The sequence below is a fragment of the Variovorax sp. GW821-FHT09A10 genome (genome assembly GCF_059418385.1).
The window spans coordinates 394962-417339 of sequence record NZ_JBWKPT010000004.1 but is presented as its reverse complement, the minus strand read 5'-3'; the positions used below and the strand labels follow the sequence as shown (position 1 = coordinate 417339).

The following is a 22378-nucleotide window of genomic DNA, read 5'->3' as shown; positions in this document are numbered from 1 at the left end:
ATCGTGGGGTCCGGGAGTCGCATGCGCGGTGGCTTCAGCGGATCGCCGGAATCCGCGGCTCTTCGCCCTCGAAGCGGGCCTCGGGGTGCGTGGCCTCCAGCATCGCCTCGACCTCGCGCACGCGCGCGGGCGGCAGGTCGACCATCAACAGGACCTGGCCCTGCGCGATGGCGCTCTCGAAGCGCGCCAGCCGCGGGCTCGGGATCGACACGCCGACCATGGTGGCCGACCAGGCGCCCACCACACCGCCCAGCAGCGCCAGGCCCACGGCCACGGCCCACTCGGGCTCGTCGCCGAACACCGGGAACAGCAGCGCGGCCAGCAGCCCGGCGACGACACCGCAGGCGGTGCCGAGCACCCAGCCGGTCTTGGCGGCGTGAACGAGGTCGGAGGTCTGCCAGACGTTGGCCGCGTGGAGCCCGGCCATGTCCTGGCCTTCGCGTGCGGCGAAATGCAGGTGCGCGATGTCGACACGCGCCCGCAGCAGATCGTGCATCGCCTGCCTGGCACTCGCCAGGTCCGGCAACAGCCAATAGATGCGTCTTTTCACGGCGCCTCCTTTCCGTCTTGCGACGAGCAAGAGACCATGCCTGAGTTATAGGCTCCAGAGGGGCCGCATTCAAGTCGGCCGCGGGCGCCCGCGCCGGACGATGCGACACGGCGCCCGCAGGTGTTTTGACCACCTGCATCGTTTTGCTGGCACGCCCCTTGCAAGCAGCTATGCAAGGGTATCCACGCATGGTCTACCTTTTTTGACCACGTGGATAATTTAGACTCCCCCACCCGTTCTCATGAGGTTTGCCACGATGAATCCGCCCCCGTTGCGCAGCCGCTTCTGGTCCGACCTGACCAGTGAAGAGTTCTCCCGCCTCGACCGCGAACGGCTGATCGCCGTGCTGCCGGTGGGCGCGACCGAACAGCACGGCCCCCATTTGCCGATGTCGACCGACACCGCCACCATCGACGGCATGGTGCGCGCCAGCCTGCCCTACCTGCCCGACGACCTGCCGGTGCTGTTCCTGCCCACCGTGCCCTACGGCAAGAGCAACGAGCACTCGCGCTACCCGGGCACGCTCACGGTGTCGGCCAACACACTGATCTCGCTGTGGAAGGACGTCGGCGCCTGCGTCGCCAAGGCCGGCGTGCGCAAGCTGGTGCTCTACAACAGCCACGGCGGCCAGATGAGCGTCATGGACATCGTGGCGCGCGACCTGCGCGAAGAGCACGACATGATGGTCGTGGCCGCCAACTGGTACACGCTGGGCCTGCCCGAGGGCCTGTTCACCGCGCACGAAGGCAAGCACGGCATCCATGCCGGCGACCTCGAGAGCTCGGTGATGCTGCACCTCACGCCCGACTATGTGCGCAAGGATCAGTTCCAGAACTTCGGCTCCATGACCGAGCAGCTGGCGGCCGAAAACAAGTTCCTGTCGATCACGCCCAGCGGCAAACTCGGCTGGCAGATGCACGACATCAACCCGGCCGGCGCCGCCGGCGACGCCACCCGCGCCAGCGCCGAGAAGGGCGCGGCGGTGCTCGACCACGTGGGCCGGCGCTTCGTCGAACTGCTGCACGAGATCGACCGCTTCCCGCTCTCGCGCCTGGCCAACGTTCCGGCCTGGCGCTGACGCCAAGGAGTCCCATGGAAAGCCCCACGCCATCCACCGCCGCGCCGTCGGCCACCCCGCTGGTCCGCCTGCGCAACGTCGGCAAGCGTTTTGCCAACGGCACGCTCGCCCTGCAGGGCATGACGCTCGACATCGGCGAGCACGACTTCGTCAGCTTCCTGGGCCCCTCGGGCTGCGGCAAGAGCACCGCGCTGCGGCTGATCGCCGGGCTCACGCGCATCAGCTCGGGCGACATGCAATGGTCGGGCGCCAACACCGGCAGCGCCAAGGACAGCAAGAGCGACCGCGACCTGGGCTTCGTGTTCCAGGAGCCCACGCTCATGCCCTGGACCAAGGTGTTCGACAACGTCTGGCTGCCGCTCAAGCTCGCGGGCATGAGCCGCGACGAAGCCGCGCCGGTGGTGCAGCACGTGCTGGAACTGGTCGGCCTCTCGCGCTTTGCCGACGTGTACCCGCGCGAGCTCTCGGGCGGCATGAAGATGCGCGTGTCGATCGCGCGCGCGCTGGTCACGCACCCGCGCCTGCTGCTCATGGACGAGCCCTTTGCCGCGCTCGACGAAATGACGCGCATCAAGCTCAACAACGACCTGCTGGCCATCTGGCGCGAGCACCGCTTCTCGATCGTGTTCGTCACGCACAGCGTGTACGAGTCGGTCTACCTGTCGAACCGCATCGTCGTGATGGCGGCGCGCCCGGGCCGCGTGATCGACGAGATCGCCATCGACGAGCCCTACCCGCGCGGAGAAGCCTTCCGCACCTCCAGCCGCTACAACGCGCACTGCACGGCTGTTTCGCAATCTCTGCACGGAGCGCTCCATGGCCTCGACATCGACCATTGAAACCGTGATGCCCCTCGACACCAACGAAGCCACGCCGTCCGCCGAGACGCTGCGCGCGCACGAAGACAAGCTGCGCCGGCGCGAGGCGACGCTGCGCATCGTCGTGCCGGTCGTCATCGTCGCGGCGCTGCTGCTGGTGTGGGAGTGGATGGTGCGCGCCAACGACATCCCGCACTACATCCTGCCCGCGCCCTCGCTCATCCTGCGCACGCTGTTCGACAACTGGGGTTCGCTCTCGGGCGCGCTGTGGTTCACGGTGAAGCTCACGCTGCTGGCGCTGGGCGCCGCCATCGTCGGCGGCGTGCTGCTGGCGATTGCGTTTGCGCTGTTCAAGTGGGTGGAGATCGGCCTGTTCCCGATCGCCGTGATCCTGCAGGTGACGCCGATCATCGCGATCGCGCCGCTGATCCTGATCTACGTGTCGAGCACCACGGCGGCGCTGTTGCTGTGCGCGTGGATCGTGGCCTTCTTCCCCATCTTGTCGAACACCGTCATCGGCCTGAAGAGCGCCGACAGCAACCTGCGCGACCTGTTCCAGCTGTACAAGGCCTCGCCCTGGCAGACCTTCCGCTACCTGCTGGCGCCCAGCGCGCTGCCGTACTTCATGGCGGGCCTGAAGATCGCCGGCGGCCTGAGCCTGATCGGCGCGGTGGTGGCCGAGTTCACGGCCGGCACGGCGGGCAAGGAAACGGGGCTGGCCTCGCGCATCCTCGAGTCGAGCTTCCGCACCGAGATCCCGATGATGTTCGCGGCGCTGCTGCTCGTGTCTCTGCTGGGCATCGTGATCTTCATCGTGTTCGCCGCCCTGTCGCGGCTGGTGCTCGGCCACTGGCACGAGAGCGAGATGCGCCGTGAACGCTAGAACCCCGCTGTCCACCGTCGATTGGGACGCCGTGCGCGACGAGCTGCACGGCCTGAACGTGATCGCCACGCCCAGCCAGCGCAAGCAGCTGTCGAAGGACTTCTACTGGTACAGCCCCATCCTCACGGCGCAGCTCGCGGGCTGCGTGGCCGACCTCGTGGTCAAGGTCAGCACCGAGGACGACGTGCGCCAGGCCGCGGCCGTGGCCGCGAAGTGGAAGCTGCCGCTCACCGTGCGCGCCGGCGGCACCGGCAACTACGGCCAGTGCGTGCCGCTCGAAGGCGGGCTCGTGCTCGACGTGACGCAGATGTGCCGCGTGCTCGACCTGGCCGACGGCCGCATCCGCGTCGAGGCCGGTGCGCGCATGCACGACATCGACCTGGCCGCGCGCGAGACCGGGCAGGCGCTGCGCATGTGGCCCTCGACCTGGCATGTGGCCAGTATCGGCGGCTTCATCGCGGGCGGCTTCGGTGGCATCGGGTCGTTCCGCCACGGCATCCTGCGCGACCCCGGCAACCTGCTGCGCGCGCGCGTGATGACGGTGGAGCGCGAGCCGCGCGTCATCGAGCTGGTGGGCGACGAGATCCAGCAGGTGCACCATGCCTACGGCACCAATGGCGTGATCCTCGACGTGGAAGTGGCGCTGAGCCCGGCGGTCGACTGGGTGCATTGCACGGCGCTGTTCGACACCTACCGCGGCGCGCTCGACTTCGGCATTGCCGCGCAGGCGCCCTCGCTGGACATCTTCCTGCTGTCGACCGTGGAGGCGCGCTTCTCGCCCTACTACACGGCCATGGGCGATCGCTTTCCGCCCGACCGGCACGCGGTGTTCACCATGGTCTCGCCCGACTCGATGCCCGAGTTCCGCGCGCTCGCGGCGGCGCACGGCGGCACCCTGTCGGTGGCCGGCACCGAGGCCGAACTGCAGGCCGAGGGCCTGCCGCCCGCCTACGAGTGCGCCTTCAACCACACGACGCTGCAGGCGCTGAAGGCCGACCGCAGCTGGACCTACCTGCAGGTGGCCTACGCACAACCCTTCGATCCGGCCGTGGTCGAGCGCCACCTGCAAATCTTCGGCGACGACGTGCTGCAGCACCAGGACTTCGCACGCGCCAACGGCCAGTGCGGCACCTTCGGCATCCTGCTCGTGCGCTGGAAGGGCGAGGCCCACCAGTACGAGGTGATGCGCGAGATCGAGTCGCAGGGCGGCGCGCAGATCTTCAACCCGCACGTCTTCACCATCGAGGACGGCGGCATGAAGACCATCGACACGCAGCAGATCGAGTTCAAGAAGCGCAGCGACCCGATGGGCCTGATGAACCCCGGCAAGACGCGCGGCTGGACGCCCGACATGGCCGTCGAGCGCTGAAAAACATTTAGTCTTCGCATCCCGTCCCCATCCCAACCTCCACAGGAGTCCGTCCCCATGCGCATCCCCGCTTTCTCTCTTCGGCCGCTGGCCTTCGGCCTGGCCCTCGCAGGTGCTGCCTTCGCCGCACACGCCCAGGAAAAAGTGGTGTTCGCCACCAACTGGAAGGCGCAGGCCGGCCACGGCGGCTTCTACCAGGCGCTGGTGGACGGCACCTACAAGAAGTACGGCCTGGACGTGGAAATCATGCAGGGCGGCCCGATGGTCAACAACCGGCCCATGCTGCCGGCCGGCAAGATCGACTTCCTCATGACCGGCAACCTGCTGCAGTCCTTCGACAACGTGAAGAACGGCGTGCCCACCGTGGTGGTCGCGGCCATCTTCCAGAAAGACCCGCAGGCCATGTTCGCCCACCCGGGCCAGGGCTACGACACCTTCAAGGACATGACCAAGGCGCCCGTGGCCTTCATCGGCAAGGACGGCCAGTTCAGCTTCTGGCAGTGGATGAAGTCGGAGCACGGCTTCAAGGACTCGCAGCTCAAGCCCTACACCTTCAACGTGGGCCCGTTCCTCGCGGACAAGAAGTCGATCCAGCAGGGCTACGCCATCTCGGAGCCGCTGTCGATCAAGGCCCAGGCCGGCTTCGACCCCGTGGTGCACCTGTTGGCCGACCACGGCTTCTCGACCTACGCCACCACCATCGAGACCCGCGCCGACCTCATCAAGACCAAGCCCGAGACGGTGCGCAAGTTCATCGAGGCCTCGATCGTCGGCTGGAACAACTACCTCTATGGCGACAACAAGGCCGCCAACGAGCTCATGGCCAAGACCAACCCCGACGCCACGCCGGCCGCGCTGCAGGGCTCCATCGATCTCATCAAGAAGATGGGCATCGTGGACAGCGGCGACTCGCTCACCAAGGGCATCGGCGCCATGGACGAGGCACGCGTGAAGGACTTCTACGACAAGATGGTCAAGGCCGGCCTGTACAAGCCGGGCGAGATCGACCTGTCGAAGGTCGCGACCACGCAGTTCGTCAACAAGGGCGTGGGTGTCGACATCCGCAAGAAGCTCACCGGCAAGTAATTCGCTTCGTTTTTTCCCGTGGGTCGCGCGGGGCTTGCGCCGGGGTCAGATGCCGGCGCCTGGGTTGCCATAAGGCACTGCGCGGCCTTTGTTCCCTTGGGCTCTGACCCCGTCTCGCCGAACAGGCGAACCGGCCCGAACCATGAAAACGCTCGTCGTCCATTGCCATCCGAACCCTGACAGCTTCAACCACGCGCTGTACCGCACCGCCCTCGAGGCCCTCACGCCGCGACACCCCGTCAAGGCCATCGACCTGTACGCCGAGGGCTTCGACCCGACGCTGACACGCGAAGAGCGCATCGCCTACCTCGACAACCCCGAACTGATCCGCGAACGCGTGAAACCCCACGTCGAAGCGCTGCTGTGGGCCGAGCACCTGGTGTTCGTCTACCCCACCTGGTTCCATGGACCGCCGTCCATGCTCAAGGGCTGGCTCGAGCGCGTGTGGCTGCCGGGCGTGGCCTTCCTGCCCGCCGAGCGCAAGGGGCAGCTCGCCAAGTCGGGCATGCGGCACATCCGCCGGCTGACGGTGGTGACCACCGGCGGCTCGCCACGCTGGTTCGTGATGGCCATCGGCGACCCCGGGCGGCGGCTGTTCACGCGCGCGCTGCGGGCGCTGTTCGCGTGGCGCTGCAAGGTCACGTGGCTGCAGCTGCACGACATGAACGCCGTCACCGACAGCGACCGCACCCATTTCATCGCGCGCGTGGCGCGCACGCTGCACAACATCCAGTAGACAAGCAGGGAGACACACACCATGAGCCTCGAACGCACGCTGACCGTCCGTGTCGAACGCATCTCGCGCCAGACGCCGGAAATCCTGGCCTTCGAGCTGGCGCACCCGTGGGGCCGACCGCTGCCCGGCTACGAGGCCGGCGCGCACATCGACGTGCACATGCCCGGCGGCTTCTCGCGACAGTACTCGCTGGCGCGCGCGCCCTCGGGCACGGGCGGCTACGTGATCGGCGTGAAGCGCGAGCACGCCAGCCGCGGCGGCTCGGCCTCGATGCACGAGCGCGTGCGCGAGGGCGACCTGATCGCGATCAGCGCACCGCGCAACACCTTCCCGCTGCGCGCCGAGGCCCGGCGCCACCTGCTGCTGGCCGGCGGCATCGGCATGACGCCGCTGCTGGCCATGGCGCAGGCGCTGGCCGCGCGCGGCGCCGACTTCACGCTGTGCGTGTTCGCGCGCAGCGAGGAGCACCTGGCCTTCGCCGAGGCGCTGCACGCGCCCGCGCTGGCGCCGCACCTGAAGCTGCACCTGGACCAGGGCGATGCGACGCAACGCATCGACCTGCACGCCCTGCTGGCCGAGCGCGCGCCCGACACGCACCTGTACGTGTGCGGCCCCGGCGGCTTCATGCAGGCGGTGCGCGAGGCCGCCGCGCACTGGCCCGAAGATGCACTGCACACCGAGTACTTCGCCGCGCCCACCGGCACGGCCGCCGCCACCACGGGCCTGCCCTTCACGCTGAAGCTGGCGCGGCGCGGCATCGAGGTGCCGGTCGCGGCCGACCAGACCGCGGTCGATGCGCTGCATGAAGTGGGCATCGACATCCCCGTGTCGTGCCAGCAGGGCCTGTGCGGCACCTGCGTGGTCGAGGGCGACGGCAACGGCGCCGAGCACCGCGACTTCTGCCTCACGGGCACCGAGCGGCGCACCAAGGTGGCACTGTGCTGCTCGCGCGCCAAGGGCCCCGACCTGGTGCTGCAGCTGTGAGCGTGACGGACACCGACAGCGAAGCCCCCGCCACGCGCGGGCGTTCGCGCAAGTACACGCAAGTGCTGGGCCTCATCAACCAGGCCGCCATCGAGGTGTTCGCCAGCGAAGGGCTGGCCGGCGCCTCGACGCAGGCCATCGCCGACAAGGCGGGCCTGTCGAAGGCGCAGCTGCACTACTACATCGAGAGCAAGGAGGCGCTGTACCGCCAGGTGCTGCAGGACATCCTGACCGACTGGATCGTGGTGTTCGGCTTCAGCGACGAGGCCTTCGGCCCGCGCAAGGTGCTGGGCGACCTGATCCAGCGCAAGATGATGTTCTCGTTCGAGCACCCGCTGCGCTCGCGCATCTTCACCGCCGAGATGATGCGCGGCGCGCCCGTCATCAACAGCATGATGGACACGAGCAAGCAGCGCACCGACCAGGCCGCCGCCGTGATCCAGAACTGGATGAACCAGGGCCTGATGGACACCGCCGACCCGATGCTGGTGCTGTTCCACATCTGGGCCGTGACGCAGTTCTACGCCGACCACGCCACGCAGGCCGCCTACTACCGCAACACGGCGCAGCAGGGCGAGGACAAGGACCGCCGCTACCTGATCGAGCAGGTGACGGAGTTCCTGCTCAAGGGCGCGGGCGTCAAGTAGCCGCGCGCTGCGGCAGGTACATGGTGGCCTCGACTTCGACGAGCACCTCGTCGCCCGGCAGGAAGCGCGACACCTCGACCACCGTGCTCACCGGCGGCTCGCCCGGATAGAACAGGCCGCGCACGCGGTTGTAGAAGGCGTAGTGCGGCAGGTGGCGGAAGTACTGCACCAGCTTCACCACGTCTTCCATCGTGCCGCCGTGCTCGGCTGCGATCTGGCGGATGCGCTCCAGCACGAACCAGCTCTGCGCCACGATGGGCGCCTCGAAGACGTCGACCGACATCTGGCCCGTGGCATAGCCCACGCCCTGCAGCGCGGTGCGGGCGGCTTCGGGAATGGCGTCGTAGCCCGCCACCGCGCGGCGCGTGGCCGGGTCGACGGCGACCACGCCGCTCATGAAGACGAAATCGCCGACGCGCTTGGCGGCGGCATAGTTGGCCATCGGCTTGCCCATGCTCATGGTGTGTTCTCCAGTGCCCGGCCTGCGCGGTAGACGGTGCGTTGCCGTCCGCGCGGGCCGATGAGTTCGTGTTCGTCGGTGGCGGCCAGCACCACCAGGTCGGCCGGGCAGCCCGGCGCGATGCGGCCGTCCCACGCGAGGCCCAGCGCTTTCGCGGGGTTCACGGTGATGGTGTCGAGCCAGTCGGCGGCGGGCGCGAGGTGCGCCATCTGCACGCCCAGGCCGAAGGTCTCGAGCAGGTCGTAGCTGCCGTAGGGATAGAAGGCGTCCTGCACGTTGTCGGTGGCCAGGCTGGCGCGCAGGCCGTGCGCAGCCGCCTCGCGGATGCGCGTGATGCCGCGCGCCACGGGCGTGCGGTCCCACGCGCCCTGCAGGTAGAGGTTGGTGGTCGGCAGCGCGACGAGGTGCAGCCCGGCGCCGGCGCACAGCGTGAGCGTTTCTGCGGCCACGGCATCGTCCTGCACCGAGAGCGAGCAGGCGTGGCCGCAGACCACGCGGCCCTTGAAGTCGCGCGCGCGCACCAGCTGCGCGATGCTGCGCAGGCCGCTGGCGTCGGTGTCCAGGCCTTCGTCGACGTGGAAGTCGAGCCCCAGCCCGTGCTGTTGCGCGAGGTCGAACACGCGGCCCAGCTTGGCGAAGAGGCCGTCGTTGCGGTAGATGAAAGCGCCCAGCGAACCGCCCGCGCGCTTCACGTCGCGCGCGATGCGCTCGCCGGCGGCGAGGTCGGCGAACACGTCGAGCGGCACGAGCGCGACGAACTGCAGCTCGATGCGGCCGGCCCATTCCTCGCGCAGCGCCTCGAACACGGCCAGCGCGGCCGGCGGCTCGGGCTCGACCCAGTCGAGGTGCGTGCGCAGCGCGCGCGTGCCGGCGCGCCAGGCCTCGTTCAGTGCGCGCTCCATGCGCAGGCGCAGCGAGGCGCCGGTCCAGCTCGCGCGGTGGCGGCCCATGCGCTCGATGGCGGTGAACAGGTCGCCCTGCGCAGCGCCGACGTCCTGCACGGTGAAGTTCTTGTCGATGTGCGCATGCGCCTCGACGAGTGCGCTCAGCAGCGTGCCGCGCGCCTGCGTCTGCGAGGCGCTGGGCGCGATGGCCGCGACCTTGTCGCCCTCGATCGTGACGTCGAAGACCTGCGCATCGCCCGCTGCCGCGAAGCCCCGCAGCGGCGCCGGAATGCGCAGCGCTTCGAGCGTCGTGGTCGTCATGCGCGCTGGCGCCAGTCGCGCAGCCAGCCCAGGCCGGCCGAGGTGCCGCCGGGCTCCATGCCGCGGCGCGGGCGGTACTCGCAACCGACCCAGCCCTGCCAGCCGCACTGCGCCGAAACCTCGTCGATCACGCCGAAGAGGTAGTCGTAGTTCTGCTCGCCCACATCGGGCTCGTGGCGCTCGGGCACGCCCGCGATCTGCAGGTGGCCGACGCGGCCGGTCGGCAGGTACTGGCGCAGCTTCATCGCCACGTCGCCTTCGACGATCTGGCAGTGGTACAGGTCCATCTGCACCTTGAGGTTGGCGGCGCCCACGGTCTCGACGATCTGGTGCGCGTGGTCCTGCCGGTTGAGAAAGAAGCGCGGAATGTCGCGCGTGTTGATCGGCTCGATCAGCACGTCGCGCCCGGCCTTCGCGGCCTCGGCCGCGGCCCAGCGCAGGTTCCCGACATAGACGGCTTCTACGGCCTCGCGCGTGAGGTTGTCGGGCACGAGGCCGGCCATGACGTGGATGCGCGGGCAGTCGAGCGCCACGGCGTAGTCGATGGCCTTGGCAATGCCTTCGCGGAACTCGCCCTCGCGCCCCGGCAGGCAGGCCAGGCCGCGTTCGCCGCCGGCCCAGTCGCCGGGTGGGCCGTTGAACAGCACCTGCTGCAGGCCGTTGTGCTTCAGGCGGGCGACGATTTCCTCTTTCGAGAAGTCGTAGGGAAAGAGGTACTCGACGGCCTGGAAGCCGTCTTTCGCGGCGGCGTCGAAGCGGTCGAGAAATGCGAGCTCCGGGTAGAGCATCGAGAGGTTGGCGGCAAATTGGGGCATGGGGTGTTTGTACTACCAGCGCGCACCGAAAGTGCGGCGCAGTTCATCGATCTGGTCGGGGGTGAGCGGTGCGGGCCGGGTGGCCTGCGTGAGCAGCTGCAGGCGGGCGGTTTCTTCCAGCTCTTCGAGCACGGCCATGGCGGCGGCCGGCGTCTCGTGCCAGACGTTGGGGCCCAGGCGCGCGAGCATCGCCGCGCGGATCGGCGTGCCGGCCGCGCCGTAGCGCGCGATGGTCTGCGCCACCTGCTCGGCCGCCTCGGGCGCGCCGGGGCGGTGGTACGGAATGACCGGCACATGGCCGACCTTCATCACGAAGTAGGGCGTGAGCGCGGGCAGCAGTTCGGCCTGCGGGTTGCCCAGGGTCAGGGCCACGCAATGCGTGCTGTGCGTGTGGATCACGCACGCCGTGCCCGCATCGAAGTCGCGCGCGGCGGCGTAGATGCGCGTGTGCAGCGCGATGGTCTTGCTGGCGCGGTCGCCGCCGGTCTGCTGGCCCTGCGCATCGAGCCGCGCGAGCCGCGCGGGGTCGAGAAAGCCCAGGCAGGCGTCGGTCGGCGTGATGAGGAAGCCGTCGTCCAGCCGCACGCTGATGTTGCCGGCCGTGGCGTGCACATAGCCGCGCTCGAACAGGCTGCGGCCGACGCGGCAGATTTCGTCGCGAGCTTCGTTCTCGGTCATGCGAGCACTGTAAAAGCTTTGGTGAAGAAATCGTCGCTGCCGAAGTTGCCCGACTTCAGCGTGATGTGCAGCCCCGCTTCGGGCGCCGCATCGCAGCGCGCATGGCACCACGGCACGCCGGGGTCGATCTGCGGACCGATCTGCATCTGCGCGATGCCCAGCGCCTGCACGCAGGCGCCCGAGGTCTCGCCGCCGGCCACCACCAGCTGGTGCACGCCGCGCTCGACCAGGCCGCGCGCAATGGCGGCGATGGTGCGTTCGACCATCGCGCCGGCTTCTTCCACGCCGAGCCGCCCCTGCACCGACTTCACGGCGCCGGCTTCGGCGGTCGAGTAGACGAGCACGGGGCCTTTGTCGATCAGCGGTGCGGCCCAGGCCAGCACTTCGGCGGTCACGTCCACGCCCGCCGCGATGCGCAGCGGGTCGATGGCCATGGCCGCGCCGCCGCGCTGGATGAAGTCGAGCACCTGCCGGTTGGTGGCCAGCGAGCAGCTGCCCGACACCACCGCGGTCTTGCCGCCGGCCTTCGGCAGCGCGCTGGCCTGCGACGACGGCGCGAGGCCGAAGTTGGCCGGCAGGCCGATGGCCACGCCCGAGCCCGCCGTGAGCAGCGGCAGCTTGGCGAGCGCCGGGCCCATGCGCAGCAGGTCGTCGTTCGACACGGCATCGACGATGGCGATCGAAACGCCCTCGGCCTTCAGCTGCGCGATGCGTTCTTCGATGGCCGCTGCGCCGCGTGCGACCACCGCGTGGTCGATCAGGCCGACCTTGCGCGTGCACTGCGCCTGCAGCACGCGCACGAGGTTCGGGTCGGTCATCGGCGTGAGCGGATGGTTCTGCATGCCGCTCTCGTTGAGCAGCACGTCGCCCGCGAACAGGTAGCCCTTGAACACGGTGCGCTTGTTGTCGGGGAAGGCGGGCGTGGCGATGGTGAAGTCGCAGCCCAGCGCGTCCATCAGCGCCTCGGTCACGGGGCCGATGTTGCCCCTGACCTCGCCGGTGAAGGTGCTGTCGAAGGTGGAGCAGTACTTGAAGTAGATCTGCTGCGCGCCCTGCGCCTGCAGCCAGCGCAGCGCGTCGAGCGACTGCGCGATGGCCTCGGCCGGTGCGATGGTGCGCGACTTGAGCGCGACCACGACCGCGTCCACGTCGGCATCGAGCGGCCCGGCGGGCACGCCGATGGTCTGCACCACGCGCATGCCGGCGCGCACGAGGTTGTTGGCCAGGTCGGTGGCGCCGGTGAAGTCGTCGGCGATGCAGCCGAGCACGAGCTTCGCCATCGCTCAGCCCTTCAGCGCGAGCGTGACCGCCTGCGCGTTCTCGCGCACGTAGTCGCGCAGGATGGCGTCGAAGCTGGCGTCGGCCTTCAGGCCCAGCGCCTCGGCACGCGCGGCGTGGATGCGGCTGGGCCAGCTGGTGACGATCTTCGCGATGGCGGCGTCGGGCTCCCAGTCGATGAGGGCGGTGGCCTCGGTGCCGGCGATGCGCTCGAGCGCCTGCGCCATCTCGCGCACGGTGGTGGTCAGCGCGGGCAGGTTGACCGCGGTGCGCGCGCCCCATTCGGCGGCGCCGGCGGTGGCCGCGCGCACGATGCCGGCGACGGTGTTGCCGGGCGAGGCCAGCGCGACCGGCGTCTCGGGCGCCACGGGGCAGCGCGCGCGCACGCCGGCCAGCGGCTCGCGCAGCATGCCGCTCAGGAAGCTGGAGGCCGCGCCGTTCGGGCGGCCCGGGCGCACCGACACCGTCATGAGCCGCACGTTGCGGCCCTGCACGAAGCCCTTGCGCGTGTAGTCGGCCACCAGCTGCTCGCCGATGAACTTCTGGATGCCGTAGCTGTTCTGCGGCGTGGGCAGCGTGGTGTCCTCGATCACCGCGGGCAGGCGCTGCTCGGGCGAATCGCCGAACACGGCGACGGAGCTGGAGAACACGAACACGGGCGCGTGGCCCGCGCTGCGGCAGGCGTCGAGCAGGGCGCGCGTGGTGTCCAGGTTGCTGCGCATGCCGAGGTCGAAGTCGGCCTCGCACTCGCCGCTCACGGCGGCGGCGAGGTGGAACACGGCGTCGGTGTCGGCCAGCGGCAATGCACCGTTGGCCGCCTGTTCGTAGAGGTCGCCCTGCACGAACTGGATGCGCGCGTCAGCCGCGAGGTCGGCGGGCGGCGGCACGCGGTCGGCGAGCGTGATGCGTGCGATGTCCTGGGGCTGGCCGCCGGCCAGTGCGAGCGGGCCGCCCGCGAGCAGGGTGCGGGCGAGGCGGGCGCCGAGGAAGCCGCAGCCGCCGGTGATGAGAACGTTCATGGTGTGTGTCTTTCCTGGGTCGGTGGAGCGCTGTCGCTCGATGCTATTTTTTCCCGGCAGGCAGTTCGATGCCCGGGAAGATCTTGATGACCGCGCTGTCGTCCTCGCGCGCGAAGCCGGCCGTGGAGGCCTGCATGAACATCTGGTGCGCGGTGGACGACAGCGGCAGCGGAAACTTGCTGGCGCGCGCCACGTCGAGCACCAGGCCCAGGTCCTTCACGAAGATGTCGACGGCCGACAGCGGCGTGTAGTCGCCCGCCAGCACGTGGGCCATGCGGTTCTCGAACATCCAGCTGTTGCCGGCGCTGTGGGTGATGACTTCGTACAGCGCGTCGGGGTTCACGCCCTCGCGCAGGCCCAGCGCCATGGCCTCGGCCGCGGCGGCGATGTGCACGCCGGCCAGCAGCTGGTTGATGACCTTCACCTTGCTGCCCGCGCCGGCCGAATCGCCCAGGCGGTAGACCTTGGCGGCCATCGCGTCGAGCATCGCGCCGGCCTTCTCATACGCCGCGGGCGTGCCGGCGGTCATCATCGTCATCTGGCCGCTCGCGGCCTTGGCGGCGCCGCCGGAAATGGGCGCGTCCAGGTACAGGATGCCCTGCTGCGCGAGGCGCGCTTCGAGCGCCACCGACCAGTTCGGGTCGACGGTGGAGCACATCACGAACAGGCTGCCGGGCTTCATCGATGCCGCGCAGCCGGGCGTGGTGCCGTCGCCGAACAGCACCGACTCGGTCTGCGCCGCGTTGACGACCACGCTGACCACGATGTCGCACTGCGCGCCGAGCGCAGCCAGCGTGTCGCAGGCGGTGCCGCCTTCGCGCGCGAAGGCCTCGGCGACGCCGGGGCGCACGTCGAACACATGCGGCGCATGGCCCGCGCGGCGCAGCGATTGCGCCATGCCGCTGCCCATGGCGCCCAGGCCCACGAGGCCGACGACGGGGGTGTTGCTGGAAGAAGAAGTCATGTCGTGCGTCCTTCGATCACCGGTTGACCAGTTGCTTCGGGGTGAGCCACACGCCGATGGCGCCGAGCACCAGCGCGCCGGCCAGCACGTACATGCCGATCTGGGTGCTGCCCGTGAGGTCCTTCAGGTAGCCGATGAGGTACGGGCTCACGAAGCCCGCGAGGTTGCCCACCGAGTTGATGACCGCGATGCCCGCTGCCGCCGCCGTGCCCGAGAGGAAGGCGGTGGGCAGCGACCAGAAGAGCGGCGCGCAGGTGAGCACGCCGGCTGCGGCGAGCGACAGGAAGGTCAGCGACACGACCGTGTTCTGCGTGTACGAGGCCGCGACCGTGAAGCCCACGGCGCCCATCATCGCGGGGATGATCAGGTGCCAGCGGCGCTCGCGGCGCGCGTCGGCGCTGCGGCCGAACAGGTTCATCGCGACGATCGCGCACAGGAACGGAATGGCGCTGAGCAGGCCGATGTTGAAGTTGCCCTGCACGCCCGTGGCCTTGACCAGCGTGGGCAGCCAGAAGGTCAGCGCGTACTGGCCCATGACGAAGGCGAAGTAGATGAGCGCCATCCACCACACGCGCGCATCGCGGAACATCGCGCCCACCGAGTGCGGGCCCTTGGCGCCGTGCGCCTGGTCGCGGTCGACCTCGCGCTGCAGCAGCTGCTTTTCTTCGGGCGAGAGCCAGCGTGCGTGCTGGATGCCGTTGTCCAGGTAGAACAGCACCATCACGCCCACCAGCACGGCGGGAATGGCTTCGATGATGAACATCCACTGCCAGCCGTGCATGGCCGACACGCCGTGGAAGGCGTCCATGATCCAGCCCGACAGCGGGTTGCCGAAGATGCCCGCCACGGGAATCGCCGACATGAACACCGCGATGATCCGCGCGCGCCGGTGCGACGGGTACCAGTGCGTCAGGTACAGGATCACGCCGGGGTAGAAGCCCGCCTCGGCCACGCCGAGCAGGAAGCGCAGGATGTAGAAGCTGGTCGGCGTTTCCACGAACACGAAGCAGGCCGACAGCAGGCCCCAGGTGATCATGATCCGCGCGATCCACACGCGCGCGCCCACGCGGTTGAGCAGCAGGTTGCTGGGCACCTCGAACAGGAAGTAGCCCAGGAAGAAGATGCCGGCACCGAGGCCGAACACGGTTTCGCTGAAGCCGAGGTCCGCGCCCATCTGCAGCTTGGCGAAGCCGACGTTCACGCGGTCGAGGTACGCGACCACGTAGCACAGCATCAGGAAAGGCACGAGGCGCCAGAACACCTTGGCGTAGGCGCGTTTTTCGAGCGCGGCGTCGGGCGCGTCAGCCGCGAGGGGCGCGCCGGCCTTGAGGGTGGAAGTCATGGGGAGGGAGTCCGCTGGATGAAAAAACGGGGCCGTCCCGTCACCCTGTGGCGCGGTCGCCCCTTACTTGTCAGGTCATCATACAAATTTAAGACAAGCTCTCAGATACGGGATAACCCGCACATTCTGCCCCTACCGAAAATTTGTGAGCGTGGGCTTACTTGCCCGCAGGCCAGCCTTCGACCAGGGGTCGGGCGAGCTGGGCGCCTTCCTGCTGCCAGAAGGCCGGGTCGGCCTGCTCGATGCGGCGGATGGCGTTGTCCATGTGGGCCTTGGCGGCTTCGCGCGCGGCCAGCGGGTCGCCGGCGTCGATGGCCTCCACGATGCGCGCGTGCTCCTGTGCCACTTCGCGCACGAAGTCGGCGCGGCGCGCCTCGTTGGCGCGCGTGACGCGGGTGGCGCCATGCAGGAACTGCCGCAGGTACTGCAGCGTGCCGATCAGGAAGGGGTTGCGCGCGGCCTCGGCGATGGCGCGGTGAAAGCGCACGTCCTCGTCGGCCCCGTTGCCGCCCATCGACACCGCCGCATGCAGCGCATCGATGGCGTCGCGGATGCGCAGCATGTCCTCGGGCGTGCGGCGCTCGGCCGCGAGCGCGGCCACCTCGGCCTCGAGCGCGCGGCGCAGCTCGACCATCTGCACCACCGCTTCGCGCGAGGCCACATGCGGCATCTCGAAGCGCAGCGGCTCCACCCCGGCAGCGCGCACGTACACGCCGCTGCCCTGGCGCGAATCGACCAGCCCGAGCGACTTGAGCCGCGACACCGCCTCGCGCACCACCGTGCGGCTCACGCCGAACTGGGTGGCCAACGCGGTCTCGGTGGGCAGCCGGTCGCCTTCCGACAGGCGCCCGCTGCGCACCTCGGCCACGAGCGCTTCCGCCACCTGGTCGGCCAGGCGGACGGCGGGAGCGAGGGACTGGAAACGGGGGGTCATGGGCGCGGGAAGGCGGTGGGGCCTGCGACTCTAACGCAGGCACCGCACCGTCACGCCGCATGGCCGCGCCGGCGTCAGGCGCCGAGCGCGTGCCGCGCGGCCCGCGCGATGCTCGCCGCGTCCACGCCGAAGAAACCGCGCAGCGCGGCGCGCGTGTCGCTGCGGCCGAAGCCGTCGGTGCCCAGCGTGAGGTAGCGGCGGCCTTCGGGCAGGAAGGCGCGCACGCTCTCGGGCAGGGCGCGCACGTAGTCGGTGGCGGCGACGATCGGGGCCTTGCCGCCCTTGCCCAGCTGCTGCGCGACGAAGGGCGTGCCGGCGTCTTTCTCGCCGGCCAGCGCGCGCTGCTCGCAGGCCTGGCCGTCGCGCGCGAGTTCGCTCCAGCTCGTGACGCTGAACACCTCGGCCGCGATGCCTTCGTCGGCCAGCTGCTGTGCGGCCTTGATGACCTCGGTGAGGATCGCGCCCGAGCCCAGCAGCGTGACGCTCTGCTTCGCCTTGCCCGATGCCGGCGCATACGTGCCGAAGCGGTAGCAGCCGCGCAGGATGTCGGTCTCCGCGCCGGCCGGCAGGTCGGGCTGCGCGTAGTTCTCGTTCATGAGCGTGACGTAATAGAACACGTCCTGCTGCTCGACCATCATCTCGCGGATGCCCGCGTCGACGATGACGGCCATCTCGCCCGCGAAGGCCGGGTCGTAGGCCTTGCAGTTGGGAATCGTCGCGGCCACGAGGTGGCTGCTGCCGTCCTGGTGCTGCAGGCCTTCGCCGCCGAGCGTGGTGCGCCCCGAGGTGGCGCCCAGCAGAAAGCCGCGCGCGCGCTGGTCGGCCGCCGCCCAGATGGCGTCGCCCACGCGCTGGAAGCCGAACATCGAGTAGTAGATGTAGAACGGCAGCATCGCCAGGCCGTGCACGCTGTAGCTGGTGGCCGCGGCCGTCCAGCTGGCGATGGCGCCGGCCTCGCTGATGCCTTCTTCAAGAATCTGCCCGTCGGTGGCTTCGCGGTAGCTCAGCACCGAGCCGATGTCTTCCGGCGCATAGCGCTGGCCCACGCTCGAGTAGATGCCGACCTGCTTGAACAGGTTGGCCATGCCGAAGGTGCGCGCCTCGTCGGCCACGATGGGCACGATGCGCGGGCCCAACGCCTTGTCCTTCATGAGGTTGCCCAGCATGCGCACGAAGGCCATGGTGGTGCTCATCTCCTTGCCCGCGGCGGCCGTGGCGAACTGCGCGTAGGCCGCGATGTCGGGCTTGGGCACCACGTCGCAGGCGGTCTCGCGGCGCGGCATGGCGCCGCCGAGCGCTTCGCGGTGCTGGCGCAGGTAGCGCATCTCGGCGCTGTCTTCGGCCGGGCGGTAGAAGTCCATCGCGGTGGCCTGTGCGTCGGTGAGCGGCAGGTTGAAGCGGTCGCGGAATTCGAGCAGGTCGACGTCGCCCATCTTCTTGTGCGAGTGCGTGGTCATCTTGCCCTGCGCGGCGCTGCCCATGCCGTAGCCCTTCTTGGTGTGGGCGAGGATCACGGTGGGCTGGCCCTTGTGGGCGGCGGCCGCGGCGTAGGCGGCGTGGATCTTCACGAGGTCGTGGCCGCCGCGCTTCAGGCGGTCGATCTGCTCGTCGGTCATGCCTTCGGCCAGGCGCGCGAGCTCGGGGTTCTGGCCGAAGAAGTTGTCGCGGTTGAAGCGGCCGTCCTTCGCGGCGAAGGTCTGCATCTGGCCGTCGACGGTGTTGGCGAACACGCGGGCCAGGGCACCACTCACGTCCTGCGCGAACAGGCCGTCCCAGTCGCTGCCCCACACGAGCTTGACGACGTTCCATCCGGCCCCGGCGAAGAGCTTTTCGAGTTCGTCGATGATGCGGCCGTTGCCGCGCACCGGGCCATCGAGGCGCTGCAGGTTGCAGTTGACGACCCACACGAGGTTGTCGAGCTTTTCGCGCGCGGCGAGCGTCAGCGCGCTCATCGATTCGGGCTCGTCCATCTCGCCGTCGCCGAACACGCCCCACACCTTGCGGCCTTCGCAGTTCAGCAGGTTGCGGTGCGTGAGGTAGCGCATGAAGCGCGCGTGGTAGATCGAGCTGATCGGGCCGATGCCCATCGAGCCGGTGGGGAACTGCCAGAAGTCCGGCATCAGGTACGGGTGCGGGTAGCTGCACAGGCCGCGCGCGCCGCTGCCGTCGGTGAAGGCCGGTGCGGTGAGTTCCTGTCGGTAGTGGTTCAGGTCTTCTTCGCTCAGGCGGCCTTCGAGGTAGGCCCGCGCATACACGCCGGGCGCGCTGTGCGGCTGGAAGAACACGAGGTCGCCGCGGTGCGCCGGACTGCGCGCATGGAAGAAGTGGTTGAAGCCGGTCTCGAACAGGTCGGCCGCGCTCGCATAACTGGCGATGTGGCCGCCGAGTTCGCCGTACGCCTGGTTGGCCTTGGCCACCATGGCGAGCGCGTTCCAGCGCATGAGCGAGGCGAGCTTTTCTTCCACCGCGAGGTCACCCGGGAACGGCGGCTGGTCGGCCGCGGCGATGGTGTTGACGTACGGCGTGGCCAGCTCGGGCTGCCAGCCGATGCGCTGCTGCCGCGCCAGGCGCGCCAGCTCGGCCAGCATCTGGCGTGCGCGCTGCGGACCTTGCGTCTGCGCCAGCGCCAGGAAGGCGTCGCGCCATTCGGCGGTCTCTTCGGGGTCGGGGTCGTGCGACGGCGGCGTGTCGAGCAACAGGGCGCGCATCTGGTCGGCGGAGATCGGGGCGTTCATGCCAGCACTTTAAGCCGCCTCGGGGAAAATTAGCTACCGGCACCTCTGATTTCATGGCTATTCAGAAGCATAAAATGCCGCCATTCAACAGCTTTGCGGAATTTCATGGAACTCGACGCCATCGACCTGCGCATTCTCGACGAGCTGCAACGCGACGGCGCCCTGTCGAACGTCGAACTGGCGCGCCGCGTGCACCTGTCGCCCTCGCCCTGCCTGGCGCGCGTGAAGGTGCTGGAGACCAGCGGCGTGATCGATCGGTATGTGGCGCTGGCGAACGCCAAGGCGCTGGGCCTGGGGCTCAACGTGTTCATCTCGATCAGCCTGACCACGCAGAGCAAGCAGTCGCTGGCCGACTTCGAGCAGCGCATCGCCGAGCACGACGAGGTGATGGAGTGCTACCTGATGACGGGCGACAGCGACTACCTGATCCGCATTGCCGTGGCCGACATGGCGGCGCTGGAGCGCTTCATCATGGAGCAGCTCACGCCGATCCCGGGGATCGAGAAGATCCGCTCGAGCTTTGCGCTCAAGCAGGTCAGATACAAAACGGCGCTGCCGTTGCCGACAGCGCCGTCTTGAGGGCCAAGCCTCGAAGGCTTACTTCGCCAGCTTGATCTGGATCGGGTCGGCCGTGAGGTAGCCGACGGCGGCGCTGTAGCGGTCGTTGTAGTTGTCGCGCACCAGCTTGTCGAGCTTGCCCTTCACGACCTTGTCATGGATCGTGCCCCAGTCACCCGCATGCTGGAAGTTGCTCATGATGTAGGTCCAGCCGTTGATCTCGTCCACGGCATGCAGGCCGGTCGATTCGCCGCCCGCGGGGATCGACATGAGGCGCGAGAGCTTCTTGGTGTCGATGTTGTAGGCCCACAGGAAGTTGTTGACGTGGCTGCTGCTGTCTTCGCCGATGAACAGCGTGCGCAGCTTTTCCGAGAACTTGAGGTTGTCGGGGTTGCCGATCTTGTCGGGGTTCGAGGTGTTGCCCAGCGCATCGGAAGCGATGTCCTCGCCGACGATCAGCGCGCGGGTCTGCGTGGGCACCCAGTCGCTGTTGATGGACTTGCCGTCGGTGTCCTTCTGGCCGCCGGCCAGGTTGTGCGCCATCACGCCGCCGGCGCTGAGCTTGCCGGGCAGTGCGATGTTGCTGGCCGCCGACCAGCCCTTGGCGCCCTTGACCATCGAGTCCTGGATGTTCTGCAGCGCGGAGTAGGCCACCTTGTCCTTGATGTTGACGGTGGTGCCTTCCATCTTGGTGAAGGCCATGCTGGCACCCTTCACGTTGGCGTAGCGGTGGGTTTCCAGGAAAGCCGCGGCCTTTTCCATGCCGGGCTTCACGCGGCCCCAGCTTTCCTTGCCGTCCAGGAACATGTTGGTGTACGTGGGGTCGGCGGGGTTGGCGGTGGTCACGTCCATGATGTCGGTGGCCTTGAGCGTATTGGCCAGTGCCTCGATCTCGGCGCTGGTGGCATGGCCCAGGTTGATCCACGTCATCTTGGTGGCGGCTGCGGCGGGGTCGATCGAGTAGCCGGCCTCGTAGCGGGCCACGTAGAGCGTGCCGGCCGACAGGTCTTTTTCCTTGTCGGCGACGAACATGAAGAAGCCGCCGTTGGTGTAGTCGTCGCCCATGATGGCGGTGCGGTTGTCGGGCATGACCTGGATCAGCTCGTGCGAGATGCGGCCCATGCAGTAGTGCTTCTTCACGCTGCCGGTGCCGTCGGGGTTCACGGTGACCTCGGGCAGGTGGCCGTAGTGGTACGGGTTGGCCTTGGTCTCGTCGCCGAACACGTTCTTGCTGTAGGCCTTGAACATGTCGGTGCCGGCGGCGGTGGTCGCGTCGGGCTCGTACTCTTCGCTGGACAGGTGGGTGTTCCACGGCGACAGGCTGGCGCCGCAGGTGATCCACAGGCCGTGGGCGCTCGACATGTCGACGTTGTGGTACTTGACCAGGCTCAGCTTGCCGGTGGTCTGGTCCTGGTCGAGCGTGAGCACCGCGATGGGCGACGGCAGCGTGCCGTAGGTGCCTTCACCCTTCAGGTTGCGCGTGGTGTATTCGAACTGGACCACGGCGAACACGGCCTTGCCCTTGACGCCGGGCACGTTGGCGTTGGGCAGCGAGATCAGCGAGGTGCCGTCCGGGCTGTCCGAGAAGAACTGGCGCTCCTTGCCGGCCACCGAGGCGTCGATGATCGGCTGGTTCTTGATGTCGACGTAGCCGCCCGCGAGGATCTTGCCGCCCTTGCCGTCCGGCACCATGTCGCCGGTCAGGAAGAAGGGCTGGTAGGCCAGGCGGTATTCGGTGGAGCTGCCGTTGTCGAACGACACCTTGAGCGTGGAGCCGACGGTGTTCGTGGCCATGGCGGCCGGGTCGGCCAGCGTGGGTGCAGCCATGCCGTTGAATTCGGCCGACACGAACTGCGCAGCCGGTGCGGGTGCCGGCGCGGGGGCCGGCGGCGGCACCACGAAGGGCGGGAAGGCCTGGCCACCGCCGCCACCACCGCCGCAGGCGGTGAGAAAGGCGACACCGCCCAGCGGGAGCATCGGGGCGGCGCCCAGCAGTTTCAGGGCGTGACGGCGGGAGGCGGCGGGCGCCTTGACGTGATCAGTCATTTTGTTTTCCAGGGATCGTGGGGTGGGTCGGCATGAGGCCTAAAGTCAGCCTCTGTCAGGCCGCAGACCTTAAAAGGCGCCCATGACGAAGGCGTGCATCGCGCATGACAGAACGATGACGACCGCCACGATCACACCCCGCCCACGCCCCCGTCGGCGGCATGCAAAACGGCGCGGGATCACCGCGCCGTTG

21 protein-coding genes are annotated in these 22378 nt (G+C 68.9%); 9 read left to right on the top strand and 12 right to left on the bottom strand.

Annotated elements, in window-relative coordinates; all coding sequences use genetic code 11:
- Positions 1–34 precede the first annotated feature (34 nt).
- Positions 35–550, bottom strand: a complete 516-nt coding sequence (locus tag AC07Q9_RS18625; protein ID WP_492682209.1) for a DUF1269 domain-containing protein — start codon at positions 548–550, stop codon at positions 35–37.
- 256 nt (positions 551–806) lie between these two features.
- Here AC07Q9_RS18625 and AC07Q9_RS18620 point away from each other — a divergent pair, with 256 nt between their 5' ends.
- The 8 genes from AC07Q9_RS18620 (at position 807) to AC07Q9_RS18585 (ending at position 8151) form a co-directional block, all read left to right on the top strand.
- Positions 807–1628 carry a creatininase family protein gene (locus AC07Q9_RS18620; RefSeq protein ID WP_495311210.1) on the top strand — a complete coding sequence of 274 codons (822 nt, stop codon included), beginning with the start codon at positions 807–809 and terminating at the stop codon, positions 1626–1628.
- 14 nt (positions 1629–1642) lie between these two features.
- A complete protein-coding gene (locus AC07Q9_RS18615; RefSeq protein ID WP_495311208.1) occupies positions 1643–2467 on the top strand; it encodes an ABC transporter ATP-binding protein in 825 nt (274 codons plus the stop codon).
- Positions 2445–3329: an ABC transporter permease gene (locus AC07Q9_RS18610; protein WP_216360118.1), complete on the top strand. Its 885-nt coding sequence runs from the start codon at positions 2445–2447 to the stop codon at positions 3327–3329. The genes AC07Q9_RS18615 and AC07Q9_RS18610 overlap by 23 nt, the downstream gene beginning before the upstream one ends.
- Entirely contained in the window at positions 3319–4698 is a 1380-nt protein-coding gene (locus AC07Q9_RS18605; protein ID WP_495311206.1) for an FAD-binding oxidoreductase, read from the top strand. The genes AC07Q9_RS18610 and AC07Q9_RS18605 overlap by 11 nt, the downstream gene beginning before the upstream one ends.
- Positions 4699–4755: 57 nt before the next feature.
- Positions 4756–5784, top strand: a complete 1029-nt coding sequence (locus tag AC07Q9_RS18600; protein ID WP_159279191.1) for an ABC transporter substrate-binding protein — start codon at positions 4756–4758, stop codon at positions 5782–5784.
- Between the two features lie 142 nt (positions 5785–5926).
- Positions 5927–6520, top strand: coding sequence for an NAD(P)H-dependent oxidoreductase (locus AC07Q9_RS18595; RefSeq protein WP_139700783.1), 594 nt, complete (start codon positions 5927–5929; stop codon positions 6518–6520).
- A gap of 21 nt (positions 6521–6541) precedes the next feature.
- Complete coding sequence (locus tag AC07Q9_RS18590; RefSeq protein WP_495311203.1) at positions 6542–7504, top strand: PDR/VanB family oxidoreductase; 963 nt, start codon at positions 6542–6544, stop codon at positions 7502–7504.
- Complete coding sequence (locus AC07Q9_RS18585; RefSeq protein ID WP_489060683.1) at positions 7501–8151, top strand: TetR family transcriptional regulator C-terminal domain-containing protein; 651 nt, start codon at positions 7501–7503, stop codon at positions 8149–8151. The genes AC07Q9_RS18590 and AC07Q9_RS18585 overlap by 4 nt, the downstream gene beginning before the upstream one ends.
- Here the strand turns inward: AC07Q9_RS18585 and AC07Q9_RS18580 are convergent.
- The 10 genes from AC07Q9_RS18580 to mdeB all read right to left on the bottom strand — a co-directional run bounded on the left by AC07Q9_RS18580 (position 8144) and on the right by mdeB (position 19581).
- Positions 8144–8611 carry a RidA family protein gene (locus AC07Q9_RS18580; RefSeq protein WP_093242688.1) on the bottom strand — a complete coding sequence of 156 codons (468 nt, stop codon included), beginning with the start codon at positions 8609–8611 and terminating at the stop codon, positions 8144–8146. The genes AC07Q9_RS18585 and AC07Q9_RS18580 overlap by 8 nt on opposite strands.
- Entirely contained in the window at positions 8608–9816 is a 1209-nt protein-coding gene (locus AC07Q9_RS18575; RefSeq protein WP_495311200.1) for an amidohydrolase family protein, read from the bottom strand. The genes AC07Q9_RS18580 and AC07Q9_RS18575 overlap by 4 nt, the downstream gene beginning before the upstream one ends.
- The gene (otnI, locus tag AC07Q9_RS18570) at positions 9813–10631 is read right to left on the bottom strand and encodes a 2-oxo-tetronate isomerase (protein WP_495311198.1); all 819 of its coding nucleotides are present in this window, start codon (positions 10629–10631) and stop codon (positions 9813–9815) included. The genes AC07Q9_RS18575 and otnI overlap by 4 nt, the downstream gene beginning before the upstream one ends.
- Positions 10632–10643: 12 nt before the next feature.
- Positions 10644–11309: a class II aldolase/adducin family protein gene (locus tag AC07Q9_RS18565; protein ID WP_495311196.1), complete on the bottom strand. Its 666-nt coding sequence runs from the start codon at positions 11307–11309 to the stop codon at positions 10644–10646.
- Complete coding sequence (gene otnK / locus AC07Q9_RS18560; protein ID WP_495311195.1) at positions 11306–12589, bottom strand: 3-oxo-tetronate kinase; 1284 nt, start codon at positions 12587–12589, stop codon at positions 11306–11308. The genes AC07Q9_RS18565 and otnK overlap by 4 nt, the downstream gene beginning before the upstream one ends.
- 3 nt (positions 12590–12592) lie before the next feature.
- Positions 12593–13606, bottom strand: coding sequence for a D-erythronate dehydrogenase (denD, locus tag AC07Q9_RS18555; protein WP_070063257.1), 1014 nt, complete (start codon positions 13604–13606; stop codon positions 12593–12595).
- Positions 13607–13649: 43 nt separating this feature from the next.
- Complete coding sequence (gene ltnD / locus AC07Q9_RS18550; protein ID WP_495311193.1) at positions 13650–14570, bottom strand: L-threonate dehydrogenase; 921 nt, start codon at positions 14568–14570, stop codon at positions 13650–13652.
- 16 nt (positions 14571–14586) lie between these two features.
- Positions 14587–15912 (bottom strand): MFS transporter, encoded by a 1326-nt coding sequence (locus AC07Q9_RS18545; RefSeq protein ID WP_495311192.1) that lies wholly within the window; start codon positions 15910–15912, stop codon positions 14587–14589.
- A gap of 157 nt (positions 15913–16069) precedes the next feature.
- Positions 16070–16846, bottom strand: a complete 777-nt coding sequence (locus AC07Q9_RS18540) for a FadR/GntR family transcriptional regulator (protein WP_062480778.1) — start codon at positions 16844–16846, stop codon at positions 16070–16072.
- Positions 16847–16920: 74 nt separating this feature from the next.
- Complete coding sequence (gene mdeB / locus AC07Q9_RS18535) at positions 16921–19581, bottom strand: alpha-ketoglutarate dehydrogenase (protein ID WP_495311189.1); 2661 nt, start codon at positions 19579–19581, stop codon at positions 16921–16923.
- Between the two features lie 105 nt (positions 19582–19686).
- On the opposite strand from mdeB, the gene AC07Q9_RS18530 reads away from it, so the two are divergent.
- The gene (locus AC07Q9_RS18530) at positions 19687–20160 is read left to right on the top strand and encodes an Lrp/AsnC family transcriptional regulator (RefSeq protein WP_099794063.1); all 474 of its coding nucleotides are present in this window, start codon (positions 19687–19689) and stop codon (positions 20158–20160) included.
- An 18-nt stretch (positions 20161–20178) separates the two neighbouring features.
- On the opposite strand, the gene AC07Q9_RS18525 is transcribed toward AC07Q9_RS18530, so the two are convergent.
- Positions 20179–22185, bottom strand: a complete 2007-nt coding sequence (locus AC07Q9_RS18525; protein ID WP_495311187.1) for a PhoX family protein — start codon at positions 22183–22185, stop codon at positions 20179–20181.
- Positions 22186–22378: the final 193 nt, after the last annotated feature.

Excerpts from the sequence above, each read along its gene's own strand:
- AC07Q9_RS18620 (WP_495311210.1), top strand. The coding sequence starts at position 807 with ATGAATCCGCCCCCGTTGCGCAGCCGCTTCTGGTCCGACCTGACCAGT.
- AC07Q9_RS18615 (WP_495311208.1), top strand. The coding sequence starts at position 1,643 with ATGGAAAGCCCCACGCCATCCACCGCCGCGCCGTCGGCCACCCCGCTG.
- AC07Q9_RS18610 (WP_216360118.1), top strand. The coding sequence starts at position 2,445 with ATGGCCTCGACATCGACCATTGAAACCGTGATGCCCCTCGACACCAAC.
- AC07Q9_RS18600 (WP_159279191.1), top strand. The coding sequence starts at position 4,756 with ATGCGCATCCCCGCTTTCTCTCTTCGGCCGCTGGCCTTCGGCCTGGCC.
- AC07Q9_RS18595 (WP_139700783.1), top strand. The coding sequence starts at position 5,927 with ATGAAAACGCTCGTCGTCCATTGCCATCCGAACCCTGACAGCTTCAAC.
- AC07Q9_RS18590 (WP_495311203.1), top strand. The coding sequence starts at position 6,542 with ATGAGCCTCGAACGCACGCTGACCGTCCGTGTCGAACGCATCTCGCGC.
- AC07Q9_RS18580 (WP_093242688.1), bottom strand. The coding sequence starts at position 8,611 with ATGAGCATGGGCAAGCCGATGGCCAACTATGCCGCCGCCAAGCGCGTC.
- AC07Q9_RS18575 (WP_495311200.1), bottom strand. The coding sequence starts at position 9,816 with ATGACGACCACGACGCTCGAAGCGCTGCGCATTCCGGCGCCGCTGCGG.
- otnI (WP_495311198.1), bottom strand. The coding sequence starts at position 10,631 with ATGCCCCAATTTGCCGCCAACCTCTCGATGCTCTACCCGGAGCTCGCA.
- AC07Q9_RS18565 (WP_495311196.1), bottom strand. The coding sequence starts at position 11,309 with ATGACCGAGAACGAAGCTCGCGACGAAATCTGCCGCGTCGGCCGCAGC.
- otnK (WP_495311195.1), bottom strand. The coding sequence starts at position 12,589 with ATGGCGAAGCTCGTGCTCGGCTGCATCGCCGACGACTTCACCGGCGCC.
- denD (WP_070063257.1), bottom strand. The coding sequence starts at position 13,606 with ATGAACGTTCTCATCACCGGCGGCTGCGGCTTCCTCGGCGCCCGCCTC.
- ltnD (WP_495311193.1), bottom strand. The coding sequence starts at position 14,570 with ATGACTTCTTCTTCCAGCAACACCCCCGTCGTCGGCCTCGTGGGCCTG.
- AC07Q9_RS18545 (WP_495311192.1), bottom strand. The coding sequence starts at position 15,912 with ATGACTTCCACCCTCAAGGCCGGCGCGCCCCTCGCGGCTGACGCGCCC.
- AC07Q9_RS18540 (WP_062480778.1), bottom strand. The coding sequence starts at position 16,846 with ATGACCCCCCGTTTCCAGTCCCTCGCTCCCGCCGTCCGCCTGGCCGAC.
- mdeB (WP_495311189.1), bottom strand. The coding sequence starts at position 19,581 with ATGAACGCCCCGATCTCCGCCGACCAGATGCGCGCCCTGTTGCTCGAC.
- AC07Q9_RS18530 (WP_099794063.1), top strand. The coding sequence starts at position 19,687 with ATGGAACTCGACGCCATCGACCTGCGCATTCTCGACGAGCTGCAACGC.
- AC07Q9_RS18525 (WP_495311187.1), bottom strand. The coding sequence starts at position 22,185 with ATGACTGATCACGTCAAGGCGCCCGCCGCCTCCCGCCGTCACGCCCTG.